This window comes from Marinomonas sp. PE14-40, assembly GCF_051623805.1.
Classification (GTDB): Bacteria; Pseudomonadota; Gammaproteobacteria; order Pseudomonadales; family Marinomonadaceae; genus Marinomonas.
Genome location: NZ_CP130700.1, coordinates 2380093 through 2393266, shown reverse-complemented (window position 1 = coordinate 2393266; position 13174 = coordinate 2380093). Strand labels below are relative to the sequence as shown.

The window sequence follows — 13174 nt, the reverse complement described above, 5'->3', positions numbered from 1 at the left end:
CTTTCGTCCACCGGCTTAAATAAAGTATTTAGAGAGAAGCTACTTACATTCACCTGAGGGTGTACGAACACAATGATTAATATTGTGATCCATTCCCAATGCAGGCTCGGCTTCAGTGTTGCGGCCAACTTCTTTAGCGGGAACCCCTGCAACAGTCGTATGTGATCTCACCGCTTCAAGAACAACACTACCAGCACCTACTTTTGCGCCTTCACCGACTTCAATGTTACCTAAAATTTTAGCGCCGGCACCGATTAATACACCACGTCTAATTTTTGGATGTCGATCGCCGTGCTGTTTACCTGTACCGCCTAGGGTGACAGATTGGAGGATAGATACATTATTCTCTATGACACAAGTTTCTCCAACAACCAAACCTGTAGCGTGATCGAGCATGATACCTGAACCTATTTTTGCAGCGGGATGTATATCAACACCGAACGCAATAGACATCTGCCCCTGTAAATACAGTGCTAAACTTTCTCTGCCATTATTCCATAGCCAATGGGCTACACGATAAGTCTGAAGGGCATGGAAGCCTTTGAAAAACAATAATGGTGTAGTTAATGACTCGCATGCAGCATCTCGATCAGGTATAGCCAAAATGTCATTTTCAATGTCTTTGACTATGCCTGATTCTGGATCAGAAAAGGCTTCTTGGATAACTTCTCTAAGTACCAAGGCAGGTACAGATATGCTATCTAATTTACTCGCGAGTAAAAAACTCAAAGCACAGCTTAAAGAATCATGCCTTAGTATGGTAGTGTTGAATAAACTGGCTAGAATCGGTTCACCCTGTGCTAATTGTTTGGCTTCATCTTTTAAAGATGACCATAAATTGCTTGATGTCACAGAGGATGTTGTTGAATGGCTCAAGATCTGTCTACCTATTTGAATTTGAAGCTAGAATGAAGCTTAATATGGGTAGAATGTAACAAAACAAGGGGGAGTGCAATGATTGCTGCTTCACCTAAGTTGGAGAGAATATGACTATCAAGACTGTTGCAGATGCTTTGCATGTGTTTTACGAATTAAACAGTGAGTTTTCTAATGCTTATTGGGAAATGAATGAAATCAATAATAAGGATATGTTTTTTGCAATGAAGTGCATGTTGCAAGACGAGCTTGATGAATTGCATAAGCTAAGCATGCAGGATCACGAATATCCATATGAAGTGATAAACCCAGTGGTCCTTAACTTAAGTATTAAACTGAGAAGGGTTTTACCTAAACTAGATACTGTCGTGTTTAGAACTGAAACGCTGAATAATTTAGAGAGGTTGATACCATTAGCTTGTGAGCTATTTGAAAGCAAAGCAAACTAATTAACAGTCAGCTTATCGATTAAAAACGCTTATGTTTTCCACATAAGCGCTTTTTTGTTATTGGCCTTTTTTTAAGCTTCTCGCGAGAAATCTAGCAGGGTGGATCGCATTTTCTATGTCTCTTTCATAAACGGAAGTTTCTGAAAGAATCAAGCTAGCTAAATACTCTCCTGATAAAGGCGCTGATATGAGCCCGCGAGAGCCATGACCAATATTGATATAAAGGCCTGGAAGGCTCTCAATGATTTGATTCGTTTTCCATTTCGCATTTTTTGAAAGGGTTTTGTAAGCTTCCCTAAACGCTCTCTGATCAGGGATAGGGCCAACAATCGGAGCGTAATCAGAAACCGTACAGCGAAAGGATACTCTTCCACTACAGTCAATATCTCTAGCTAGCCAATCATGCTCAGGTAAGAGCTCAGAGAGCTTTCTAAGGTTGCTTTGATGGTCTGCTAAGGTGACTTCTTTGCTGGTATCGTTCAATCCGTAAGAAGAGCCGAAATTGAGTACATTATCAATTGCTGGAGAAACATAGCCTGTTTGGCAAAGTACTTTATTTAAGGTTAATGGCTTAGATAAAGTGAGCGCTGATACTTGCCCTCTAATTGCTTTAGTCGGCAGATGAAGAAAGCGATCAACTACTTCTTTGTGATTTGCTGTACATAAAATAAGGGTGTTTACTTTTTCGGTTTTTGTCTCACCGGTTAGGGTAAGGTTTGCACTTACTTCCCAGCCTGAGTCTATTTGCTGCAGCTCTGCTAGCTGGTGGCTAGCATGAAATTGAATATTCTCATGTTGAACGAGTTGTTGACACCATTTTTTAGGGCATACCCAACCAGAAAGAGGTAAGTAAATTGCCCCTTTATCTGCTGGCTCGACGATACTGTCAGGATATAAACCTTGATGGATTAGTTTGTCGAACTTTGCAGCCTCACTATCACTGGTTGGTCTTTGTTCAAGACCTGTTTGTTGCCAAATTCCTCTATTGTCTGCCCCTAATTGGTTGAGCTTTCTATTTGCATATAAATAAGAGCTAAGATAGAAGCGGTTAATGCTGGTATCTTGACTTGCAAGTTTTGGATAAAGCATACCTTGCACATTGCCAGAGGCCTCTTCGGCAACGCTTGGGTGCGAGTCCCAAATGTCTACTTTGATTCCTTTATTAGCAAGCGCTCTTGCGGTATGACAGCCAGCAAGACCTGCCCCAATAATTAATACTTTTTCATGAGAAAGGGGTTGTGTTGCTCTATTGTTGAACCAAGCGAGACCTTCACTTTGGCGTTGGCCATAGCTCAAAGCTTGTTCGTTCAATTTACCTACGGCCATCTCTCGTTTATGCCCAAAGCCTTTAACCTTGTTAACTTCAAAACCTATGGACTTAAGGCCGCGGCGCACTATGCCAGCAGCCGTAAACGTTGAAAAACTTGTACCTGACTTACTAAGCCTTTTGATTTGTTGGAAAAGGTCTTCATTCCACATTTCAGGGTTTTTACTGGGGGCAAAACCATCTAAAAACCAAGCATCGACATCGGCATTCATGCTGGCAAACCCTTCGGCTGCCTCACCAAAATATAGGCTAAGCTGCATGCGACCTTGATCGAGCTCTATTCTATGTAAGCCTTGGCATAAAGTAGGATATTTAGCGATCAGTTCATCTGATAGATGACTCAATGATGGCCACATATTTAATGCATTTTTAAGCATCTCTTTACTAAGTGGATATTTCTCAACTGAAATGAAATGCAGGCAACTGTGTTCAAGGTTGGGCTTATTTTCTTGGTTTAGCTCTTGCCATAGTGACCAAGCACACAGGAAGTTTAACCCTGTACCAAATCCAGTTTCTGCGATTGTGAAACTGCTTCTGTTGCTGTCTTGTGCAAGTCTTTGCCACCTTTCTTTAAGCTGGTTATGCTGTAGAAAAACATAATTGGTTTCATCCAGGCCGGACTTCTGGTCAAAGTAAATATCATCGAATTGGTTTGAACGGGGAACACCATCAGCACCCCATGAAAGTTGAGGTGCTTCAATTTTATAGCTTTTCAAGCCGAGTTAACCTTTTATCTGTTAGTTGCGAGTAATGCTTTTAATGATGACGGGCGTTTGCGGTACATTCTGATAAGGGCCAACATTTCCTGTTCGCTGAGCTGCGATTTTATCAACCACATCCATACCATTTAAAACTTTACCAAAGACAGTATAACCATAACCATTTACGCCATGATTAAGAAAGGGGTTAGATACATGGTTAATAAAGAACTGTGATGTGGCGCTATTTGGATTAGAGGTTCTAGCCATTGCTAATGTGCCTCTGTCATTGAAAAGACCATTTTGACCTTCATAAGGAATAGGCTTTTTGCTTTTCTTTTGCGCCAAATCTTTAGTGAATCCACCACCTTGGACCATGAAACCTGGCATAACCCGATGAAAGATGGTGTCGGAATAATAGCCTTCATCAACATAGGTTAGAAAATTCTGTACCGTGATAGGTGATTCATTATCGTATAGCTCTACTTCAATGTTTCCAAGGTTTGTGGTGATACTTACCTGAGTTGCAAAGGCAGACATGCTAGATAAAGTGATAAACAATAGGCAAATGAGCTGTTTCATAGATTGAATCTTCCTTATAAAATTTGCTTTATACTAGTGATTCGATTCTCTTGAGCCAATAGCTTAAGTTGAATTTTAAAGAATTAATGAAGAATTTTGATATATATGGTGATGTATGCGAAATGTCGATGTAGAAATTGAGTACTGTACCTTATGTCGTTGGATGTTGCGGGCAGCTTGGTTGTCGCAAGAGTTACTGTCGACTTTTGATGAAGATATTAAAAGTGTAAAGTTGATTCCTGTACAGGGCGGGATATTCAAAGTCAGAGCGAATGGCGAAGAAATTTGGTGCCGTAAGCAAGAGGATGGCTTTCCAGATGCAAAAGCATTAAAGCAAAGACTAAGGGATTTAATTGACCCTGAAAGAGACCTCGGACATCTAGATAAGCACAAAAAAGCCCAATAATAGTTGGGCTTTTTTGTTTAGCTGGAAAACCTTTTAGAAAACTTGTTTAAAAGGTTTTACGGTAACTGATTGGTAAACGCCTGCTTTAAGATAAGGATCTGAATCTGCCCAGCTTTGTGCACTTTCAAGGTTATCAAATTCAGCAACGACTAAACTGCCGCTAAAACCTGCATTACCTGGATCATTGTTATCAATTGCTGGGTGTGGACCTGCTATGACTAAACGACCTTCGTTGCGAAGAGCTTGCAAACGCTCTAGATGAGCTGGTCTAGCTGCTTGTCTGCCGGCTAGGCTATTTTCAACGTCTTGGCTAATAACAGCGTAAAGCATGATTAATCCTTATTTTGAATGTGTGAAGACAGGTAAATACCTTGAATAATGACGAAAACAAAGGTTAAGCCAAGTAATCCAAAGAGTTTAAAGTTAACCCAAATTTCTTCACTAAATTGAAAGGCAACGTAAAGGTTTAATGTGCCAGATACTAAGAAGAAACCGACCCAAGCAAGGTTCAGAGTGCGCCAGACTTTAAAGGGAAGCTGAATTTTCTCTCCCATCATACGCTGCATGATATTTTTCTGGCCAATAAATTGACTGCCAAAGAACACAACTGCGAATAACCAGTTAACTATGGTTGGTTTCCACTTAATAAAATCGCCGTTGCCAAACAAAATTGTGGCACCACCTAATAAAATGACGAGAACAAGTGATACTAGGTGCATCTTTTCAACTGTCTTGTGCTTAATCCAGTTGTAACCGACTTGAATAATGGTTGCTGGAATAAGAACTGCTGTTGCCATGATTAAATCTCCTGTGTACTTATACACTGCGAAGAAGATAATGATGGGTAAAAAATCGAATAAAATTTTCATATAAAAACCAAATTATGTATGCTGGAAGCATAATACCTACCTATAGACCCAAAGAACAAGAGAGACATGCAAGAGTCTTTATTACATCGCCGTATCGATTTACACACACATTCCACCTGTTCAGATGGAATGTTAACACCTACAGAGCTTTTAACTAAAGCGAAAGAGCAGAATGTTGAAGTCTTCTCTTTAACTGATCACGATACACTAACGGGTTTGGAAGAAGCCCAAGAAGCGGCAGACGAACTGGGGATTAAACTTATTCCAGGTGTCGAGCTATCTGTTCAATGGTCAGGCATTCCATTGCATATGGTGGTGCTAGGCTTTGATAAAAACAATGATGTTTTAGCGTCGATTGTTGCAAAAAATCAACAGACTCGATTAGAAAGAGCAAAGCGAATTGCTCAACTATTGGTTAAGCAAGGTTTGCCGGATCTATATGAAAAAGCAGTATTAGAGGCTGGTCCTAGCCAAATAGGCAGACCTCACTTTGCAAGGGTAATGGTGAGAGAAGGTTTAGTGAAAGATGATAATAAGGCTTTTGATCAATACCTAGGGAATAAACGTTTAGGCAAATTGCGAGATGTTTGGCCAACTCTTGAAGATGTGGTGCCTGATTTGGCGAAAACCTCTTGTGATTTAGTGATGGCACACCCTAAACGTTACCCTCTGACATTAACTAAGTTAAGGCGCTTAATGACACACTTTTCTGAGCTTGGCGGTAACGCAATGGAAGTGTCCTCTGGTAATGAAAATCCACAAAGTGTTCGACTCCTAGAAACCATTAGTCGTGATTTAGGATTATCTGTATCAGTTGGCAGTGATTTTCATGGACCATATGGACCTTGGTGTCAGGTTGGAAAGTTCACTTCAATTCAAGAGGCGAGTTTAAATCCTATTTGGCATAAATGGCTGTAAATATTAGATTGATGATTTAAATCGGATTTTGCTTCATTAATAGGCTAGTATCTAATTGATGTCTAAATATTTTCTCAAGGAATGAGGCGGGAGAGATTAAATCATGAGTCAGTTCTTTCAGATCCACCCAGATAACCCTCAAGCAAGATTGATCCGTCAAGCTACGGATATTATTCGCAATGGTGGTGTTATTGTCTACCCTACCGATTGCGGCTATTCCTTGGGGTGCCATATAGGGGACAAATCGGCTCTTGATCGAATTCGTCAAATTAGACGCTTAGATGACAAACATAACTTTACGCTTGTGTGTAAGGATTTATCTGAGATATCGACTTATGCCCGCTTTGATAATGGTCTTTACCGTTTGCTAAAACATCATACTCCTGGGCCTTATACCTTTATCTTTGGGGCAACCTCTGAAGTACCAAGACGTTTATTACATCCTAAGCGTAAAACGATTGGTATCCGTATTCCAGAAAACAAAATCGTACAGGCTTTATTAGATGAATTAGGCGAACCTATTATGAGCTCGTCGTTAATCTTGCCTAATGAAACTCTACCTATGATGGACCCTTATGATATTCGTGACACTTTGCAGCATCAATTAGACTTAGTAATTGATGGCGGATACTGTGGAATGGAGCCGACAACCGTGATTAAAATGGATGTTGATGATATGGCTGTGCTTCGCCAAGGGGCCGGAGATGCCAGCGCATTTATTTAATTACATTTGATCACTTGGTATTAAAAGGCGTGCCGCTTATAATGCGCCCAATTGCATTAGTTTTGCATGACACACAGAATTTGAATTTTAGTAATAAGGTTGCTGAGAAGCATTCCAAAAAGAGGTCGTAATGGACGAGAAGTTACAAAAAGTATTAGCACGTGCTGGGCAAGGTTCACGCCGTGAAATGGAAACGCGAATTCGTGAAGGACGCGTTTTAGTTAATGGCGAAGTAGCAACTTTGGGTGACCGAGTGAAGGTTACTGACACTATTAAACTTGATGGTTATGAAGTAAAAGCCACAGAAGCAGGTGCAAGTCGCAGAGTTATTATTTATAACAAACCAGAAGGTGAAGTCTGTACTCGTAAAGACCCGGAAGGTCGTCCTACTGTGTTTGATAAGTTGCCTAAGTTGAAAGGCGAGCGCTGGATCGCGGTTGGTCGCCTTGATATTAATACGTCTGGACTATTGTTATTTACTACAGATGGTGAGCTTGCTAATAAATTGATGCACCCATCAACAGAAATTGATCGTGAATACCTAGTACGTGTTATGGGTGAAATTAATGATGATCATATTGAAACTCTGAAAAAAGGGGTTTTACTTGATGATGGTATGGCGAAATTTACTGATATCGTTGATGGTGGTGGTGAAGGTATTAACCGTTGGTTCTATGTCTGTGTCATGGAAGGCCGTAACCGTGAAGTAAGACGTTTATGGGAATCTCAAGGGGTTAAGGTTAACCGTCTGAAACGAGTTCGTTTTGGGCCTGTATTCTTGCCATCAAAAGCAAAAATGGGCCGCAGTGTTGAAATGGATGAATCAGAAGTAAATGGTCTTTGTGACCTAGTTGGTTTGTCTCATGGTGCAGTGAAACCTAAAACACAGCAACAGAAATCGGATGCCAAGCGCCTTAAAGGTAAATCTATGGGAACCCGTAAGCCAAAAGGGTTTGATTGGCAGTCCTCAGATAAACCTGAATTTAAGCCTAAAAAATCAGGTAAGCGTACTTTTAGATAATGGAATAGGAAGTTTATGATGCGTTGGTTGGTTTTATTATTAATTAGTTTGTTGGTTGCAGCTTTTGTTTATATCAATATTAATAATGGTACTCCGGAAGAACTTGGTGTGACGAATGGACAATTTAACGTCTGCCCTGAGTCTCCTAACTGCGTGTCTAGCCTATCGGATATCAGCGATGAACAGCATTTTGTTGAGGCGATTAGTTATCAGGTTAGTCGTCCTCAGATGCAGTTGGCACTAGAAAAGTACCTGCTTTCGACCTCGAAATATCGAATTGTAAAAAGTGAATTAGGTTACCTGCATACGGAAGTGAAGAGTGATTTAATTGGTTTTATAGATGATGTTGAGTTTTATTTACCTAAAAATGAAAATGTTATCCATATTAGATCTGCATCACGTGTTGGTTTTTCTGATTTCGATGTTAATCGAAACCGAGTTAGACAAATCAGCGCGGCTCTTGTAAAGTAATTTGGTATGTTAAACATGGACTTAACTTAAGTTTAAGTCATTAAAATATTGTGGATGAGGGCTGGCAATGAGCGCCGAAGAAAGTCAATCAATTCTAATCGTAGAAGATGATGAGAGATTAGCGTTACTCACCAAGGAATATTTACAAAAAAATGGTTATCAAGTCGATGTGGAAGCAGACGGAAGTCGAGCAATCACACGAATAATTGAAACCCAGCCATCCTTAGTGATTTTAGATTTAATGCTTCCAGGAGCTGATGGTTTTACGGTTTGCCGTAGTGTGAGAGAGGGGTATAAATCACCTATTCTTATGCTGACAGCACGTAGTGATGATGTGGATCAGATTCTAGGTTTAGAAATTGGTGCAGATGACTATGTATCTAAGCCAGTAAAACCACGTGTCCTTCTTGCTAGGGTTCAATCATTACTACGTCGCAGTGTGATGGATGTTGGCAAACAAACAGGTGGTAGCCAAGGTGAGCAAAACTTGACCTTTGGGCCTCTTGTTATTGATAACACACGCCGCGAAGCTTGGGTGCATGGTGAAGAAATTGAATTAACCAGTGCTGAGTTTGACCTACTATGGTTATTGGCAAGCAATGCTGGACGTATCTTGAGCCGTGAAGAGATTTTTGGTGAGCTACGTGGTATTGAGTATGATGGCCAGGATCGTTCTGTTGATGTGAGAATTTCACGTATTCGATCTAAAATCGGTGATGACCCTGTTCATCCAAGAAGGATTAAAACAATTCGTAGCAAAGGCTACTTATTTGTTAAAGAAGTCTAGAGGCTCATGCGTCCTGAGTTCTGGCGGTTATATCGCCATTTAATCTTTGGAAGTATACTGGTAATCCTTACCAGTATACTTTTTTTGCTTTTCTCAAGTGTTCAACGAAATACCTTATTAGCTCAGAGTAATGTATGTGCTGATGCTGAAATTAGCTTAGCAATGGCATTACATGGCATACCTTTGCAAACACCTTATGACTCCCAGTTTGATCTCTCGTCTTTGAGTGGCGACACTTATTCAGACGCAGATATTAAAGACATCATTCAAAATAAAAAAATCATTACTTCTTCTCTAGGTATTTCGAATTTAGTGCTGCCGGATACAGCCCAATCCGCAGAAATAAAAAGTACGCGGGATGATAATGTACTCCCTCTTACTCGTTTGTTTTCACAGTTCCTACAAACACCTCATATTATTGAAGCGAAAAAGCTTGAAATGCTTAATTGGATGGAATGTGTGCAAATTAGTCCATTTGAGCAAGCTAAGCAGCCACTCGCCACAGACTTTTCTCATGTATTCATTCAGGGAGAAGGCTTTGCATACCTTTGGCAGTTGGCTGATAAACGAGTATTTCAAGTATCTATCGTTTATAAACGTTATTATCAAACAGCGATCATTATTACGATAGTGTCAATTGCCATGTTGATTATGCTGGTTTTTGTTTGGAAAGAGTTTTCTTCGCTCGAAAATCGCCGTAAGAGTTTTGAGAACTTTACCCGAAAAATTGCGCAAGGTAATGGCCGGATTCCGGATGAAATTCCAGATGGTAGTGGAGCCTTAAAAGAGTTGGCCTATTCTTTTGATTCTATGTCATCTCATATACAAAGATTATTAAAAGTACAAAGGGAGATGATTAATGCGATTTCCCATGAACTTAGAACACCGATAGCCAGATTACGTTTTGGTTTAGAGGTGATTAAAGATGAAGTTGATCAAGATAACTTAATGACAATAGAGGCATTAGAAGGGGATGTAGAAGAGCTCAATACCCTTGTTGATGAAGTGCTCACTTATGGTAAGTTAGAGCAAGGCTCTCTCAATCTTCATTTTGAAGACACTAATATACGTCAGCTTGTGGATGGTGTGCTACAACATAACTCTCTCTTACTTTCTCATCTAAAGGTTGAGGTTGCTTTTAATGAAGATGAATCTGGTGTACTAGCAGATGCTCACCATATGCACAGGGCATTGCAGAACTTGATATTAAATGCAGCAAAATATGCTAATACCAAGGTAAGAGTTGTTTTTCATCAAGATGCAGAGCGTTGGCAAGTTGATATCGAAGATGATGGATCAGGTATACCGCTAGAAGATAGAGATAAGGTATTTATTCCTTTCCAACGTCTAGATAATAGTCGCACACGAGCATCTGGTGGCTATGGTTTAGGTCTTGCCATTGTTCAGCGTATTGCTTTTTGGCATGGTGGCGCTGTGCTGGTGGATGAGTCTAGTCTTGGTGGCGCCAAGTTTAGTTTTATTTGGTCTCGTAACCAGCATAAGAACACATTGTCATAGTTCAGCTAGTAATAAAAAAACCGCCCTTAGGCGGTTTTTTTATTACTAGCTGAACCTGCGTTCTTAATCAAAGGTCTGCAGCTAAAATTCCCTTTAGGTTTTTAAAGCAGGTGTTTTTCGCTGTATTAATCAAGTCTTCCATATAAGCGTTATGCCTTTGGTCTTTTCTTACCGCAAGGTAAAGCTTACACCAGACACCTTCTTCACCTAACGATTTGGTAATAACGTATTGACGATTTGTATATTCAGTCAATGCCCAATTTGGTAAACAGCATACACCGCGGCCACTGGCAACCAACTGCATCATCATGAGAGTTAATTCACTGTGACGTACTTTTTTGGGTGAAACACCAGCAGGCTCTAAAAAGTGCTTAAACACATCCAATCGTTCTGATTCAACTGGGTAGCTTATTAGAGTCTCTTCTATGAAGTCTTTAGGTTCAAAGAATTCTTTTTTAGCTAAAGGGTGGTGACGTGATAACGCAACCTGAGATTCGTATTGAAATAATGGAATATAATCAATATTTGGCAAGTCAGTTGGATCTGATGTGACAACTAGGTCTAGGTCTCCGCGAGCCAAAGCGGGTAGAGGCATAAAGCTGAAAGCGTTGGATAAATCTAACTCTACATCAGGCCAATGTTCGCGGAAATGATCTATGGTCGGCATTAGCCATTCATAACAAGAGTGGCACTCTATCGCAATATGAAGTCGGCCGCTTTCCCCTTCGGCAAAACGCTGAATATCTCTCTGAGCAGTACGAAAAGAAAGCAATACATCATCCGCTAATTGCAGTAAACGTAAACCAGAGCTGGTAAATCGTACTGGTTTTGTTTTACGAATAAATAATGGACAGCCTAGCTTTTCTTCTAAATCTTTTAGTTGATGAGAAAGGGCTGATTGAGTTAGGTGAACGCGTTCTGCAGCTTCCACTAAACTACCTGTTTCGCGTAATGCGGTGAGGGTTTTAAGATGACGAACTTCGATGATACTCATGTTTGAACTAGATCTGGCTCAAAGGGTGATGGTAAGGGCTGAGGTAATGTTACAGCCCTTATCAAGTGTTAGCTACATAATAAGAACTCAAGTAGCGCTTTTTGTGCGTGTAGGCGGTTTTCGGCTTCATCCCAAACAACTGAATCAGCAGCGTCAATCACATCTGCTGTTACTTCTTCACCTCTGTGTGCCGGTAAACAATGCATGAATAAAGCGTCATCATGTGCCAGTGCCATCAACTCTTTATTGACTTGGAAGCCGTCAAAGTCTTGTAGGCGAGCATCTTGTTCATCTTCTTGACCCATTGATGCAAATACGTCGGTAACGATAAGGTCTGCATCCGTTGCCGCTGCTTGAACATCTTGAGTGATAGTCACACGGTCTGCGTATTTTGCTGTTAGTTCTGTATTTGGTTCATAGCCCTTAGGGCATGCAACAACAAGTTGGAAATCTAAAAGGTGTGCCGCATTCATATAGGAGTGACACATGTTATTGCCATCACCAACCCAAACTACTTTTTTCCCTTGTATTGAGCCTCTATGCTCTAGGTAAGTTTGCATGTCAGCTAATAATTGGCAAGGGTGGAAATCATCCGTCAGGGCATTAATGACAGGAACCGATGAGTACTCCGCAAAACGTGCAACCTTTTCGTGCTCAAAAGTACGTATCATGACAACATCTACCATGCTTGAAATAACACGTGCACTGTCTTCAATTGGTTCGCCACGGCCTAACTGAGAATCACGAGGAGAGAGGAAGAGTGCATGTCCACCAAATTGGGCCATACCTGCTTCAAAAGAGACTCGTGTTCGTGTTGATGATTTTTCAAAAATCATAGCCATGACTCGATTCTTAAGCGGCTGGTATTGGGTACCATCACGGTGCATTTTTTTAAGTTCAATAGCGCGTGAAAGTAGCTGCTTTAGCTCGTCAGAAGTAAGGTCTGTAAGCGTAAGAAAATGTCTTGGCGACACGATAGTCTCCTTGAGTTTTTAAAAGTGAATCGGCGAATGTAATACAGTCAAAACCGCTAGTAAAGCAGGTTTTGTTGATAGTTATGAAAAATTAACCTTGTAATCGTAAAAAGGCACCCCATAATCTGCTATCAATCGCCTTTAATTTTTGTTGGTATATAAAATATACAAAATGAGTCAAGGCTAATCCGGTTAATTAGATAGTTTAAATGAGGTTTTATTGTGAGTACTTTAGATACGATTAAAGAACAAATCGAGAATAACTCGGTACTGTTATACATGAAAGGTACACCTCGTATGCCTCAGTGTGGTTTTTCTGCTCAAACTGTTCAGGCTTTGATGTCTTGTGGTGAACGTTTTGCTTTTGTAAATATCTTAGAAAATCCTGAAATTCGCGCAGAGCTTCCTAAATATGCTAACTGGCCAACTTTCCCTCAACTTTGGGTTAATGGCGAGCTAATTGGTGGTTGTGACATTGTTGTTGAAATGGCTAACAATGGTGAATTAACGCCTATTGTTAAAGCTGCATCAGGCGAGTCTGACGAAGCGGCTGAATAAAT

The 13174-nt window shown here is 40.4% G+C and carries 16 protein-coding genes; 9 read left to right on the top strand and 7 right to left on the bottom strand.

Features of this window, described 5'->3' with window-relative positions; genetic code table 11:
- Window positions 1-39: 39 nt before the first annotated feature.
- On the bottom strand, window positions 40-876 hold the full coding sequence (gene cysE / locus Q0A08_RS11025) for a serine O-acetyltransferase (protein ID WP_438467211.1): 837 nt from the start codon (window positions 874-876) through the stop codon (window positions 40-42).
- A 110-nt stretch (window positions 877-986) separates the two neighbouring features.
- On the opposite strand from cysE, the gene Q0A08_RS11020 reads away from it, so the two are divergent.
- Entirely contained in the window at window positions 987-1325 is a 339-nt protein-coding gene (locus tag Q0A08_RS11020) for a hypothetical protein (RefSeq protein ID WP_438467210.1), read from the top strand.
- A gap of 57 nt (window positions 1326-1382) precedes the next feature.
- Here the strand turns inward: Q0A08_RS11020 and mnmC are convergent, their stop codons facing one another.
- Window positions 1383-3368 carry a bifunctional tRNA (5-methylaminomethyl-2-thiouridine)(34)-methyltransferase MnmD/FAD-dependent 5-carboxymethylaminomethyl-2-thiouridine(34) oxidoreductase MnmC gene (mnmC, locus tag Q0A08_RS11015; RefSeq protein WP_438467208.1) on the bottom strand — a complete coding sequence of 662 codons (1986 nt, stop codon included), beginning with the start codon at window positions 3366-3368 and terminating at the stop codon, window positions 1383-1385.
- A gap of 21 nt (window positions 3369-3389) precedes the next feature.
- Window positions 3390-3932 carry a peptidylprolyl isomerase gene (locus tag Q0A08_RS11010; protein ID WP_438467206.1) on the bottom strand — a complete coding sequence of 181 codons (543 nt, stop codon included), beginning with the start codon at window positions 3930-3932 and terminating at the stop codon, window positions 3390-3392.
- Between the two features lie 115 nt (window positions 3933-4047).
- Between Q0A08_RS11010 and Q0A08_RS11005 the strand changes: the two genes are divergently transcribed.
- A complete protein-coding gene (locus Q0A08_RS11005) occupies window positions 4048-4338 on the top strand; it encodes a SelT/SelW/SelH family protein (protein ID WP_438467204.1) in 291 nt (96 codons plus the stop codon).
- A gap of 33 nt (window positions 4339-4371) precedes the next feature.
- Here Q0A08_RS11005 and Q0A08_RS11000 read toward each other — a convergent pair whose 3' ends face one another.
- On the bottom strand, window positions 4372-4668 hold the full coding sequence (locus tag Q0A08_RS11000) for a YciI family protein (protein WP_438467202.1): 297 nt from the start codon (window positions 4666-4668) through the stop codon (window positions 4372-4374).
- Window positions 4669-4670: 2 nt separating this feature from the next.
- A complete protein-coding gene (locus tag Q0A08_RS10995) occupies window positions 4671-5207 on the bottom strand; it encodes a septation protein A (RefSeq protein WP_438467200.1) in 537 nt (178 codons plus the stop codon).
- A 66-nt stretch (window positions 5208-5273) separates the two neighbouring features.
- On the opposite strand from Q0A08_RS10995, the gene Q0A08_RS10990 reads away from it, so the two are divergent.
- From Q0A08_RS10990 to Q0A08_RS10965, 6 genes are all read left to right on the top strand, one after another.
- Window positions 5274-6125: a PHP domain-containing protein gene (locus tag Q0A08_RS10990; protein ID WP_438467198.1), complete on the top strand. Its 852-nt coding sequence runs from the start codon at window positions 5274-5276 to the stop codon at window positions 6123-6125.
- 103 nt (window positions 6126-6228) lie between these two features.
- Window positions 6229-6849, top strand: coding sequence for an L-threonylcarbamoyladenylate synthase (locus Q0A08_RS10985; RefSeq protein ID WP_438467196.1), 621 nt, complete (start codon window positions 6229-6231; stop codon window positions 6847-6849).
- Window positions 6850-6979: 130 nt separating this feature from the next.
- Entirely contained in the window at window positions 6980-7870 is an 891-nt protein-coding gene (rluB, locus tag Q0A08_RS10980) for a 23S rRNA pseudouridine(2605) synthase RluB (RefSeq protein ID WP_438467194.1), read from the top strand.
- A 15-nt stretch (window positions 7871-7885) separates the two neighbouring features.
- Window positions 7886-8341: a DUF1499 domain-containing protein gene (locus Q0A08_RS10975; RefSeq protein ID WP_438467192.1), complete on the top strand. Its 456-nt coding sequence runs from the start codon at window positions 7886-7888 to the stop codon at window positions 8339-8341.
- Window positions 8342-8408: 67 nt separating this feature from the next.
- Window positions 8409-9128 carry a response regulator transcription factor gene (locus Q0A08_RS10970; protein WP_046015206.1) on the top strand — a complete coding sequence of 240 codons (720 nt, stop codon included), beginning with the start codon at window positions 8409-8411 and terminating at the stop codon, window positions 9126-9128.
- 84 nt (window positions 9129-9212) lie between these two features.
- Entirely contained in the window at window positions 9213-10646 is a 1434-nt protein-coding gene (locus Q0A08_RS10965) for an ATP-binding protein (RefSeq protein WP_438467190.1), read from the top strand.
- Window positions 10647-10713: 67 nt separating this feature from the next.
- Here Q0A08_RS10965 and Q0A08_RS10960 read toward each other — a convergent pair whose 3' ends face one another.
- Together Q0A08_RS10960 and argF are read right to left on the bottom strand one after the other, a co-directional pair.
- On the bottom strand, window positions 10714-11640 hold the full coding sequence (locus Q0A08_RS10960; RefSeq protein WP_438467188.1) for a LysR family transcriptional regulator: 927 nt from the start codon (window positions 11638-11640) through the stop codon (window positions 10714-10716).
- A 68-nt stretch (window positions 11641-11708) separates the two neighbouring features.
- Complete coding sequence (argF, locus tag Q0A08_RS10955) at window positions 11709-12614, bottom strand: ornithine carbamoyltransferase (protein ID WP_438467186.1); 906 nt, start codon at window positions 12612-12614, stop codon at window positions 11709-11711.
- 222 nt (window positions 12615-12836) lie between these two features.
- On the opposite strand from argF, the gene grxD reads away from it, so the two are divergent.
- Window positions 12837-13172, top strand: a complete 336-nt coding sequence (gene grxD / locus Q0A08_RS10950; protein WP_438467184.1) for a Grx4 family monothiol glutaredoxin — start codon at window positions 12837-12839, stop codon at window positions 13170-13172.
- Window positions 13173-13174: the final 2 nt, after the last annotated feature.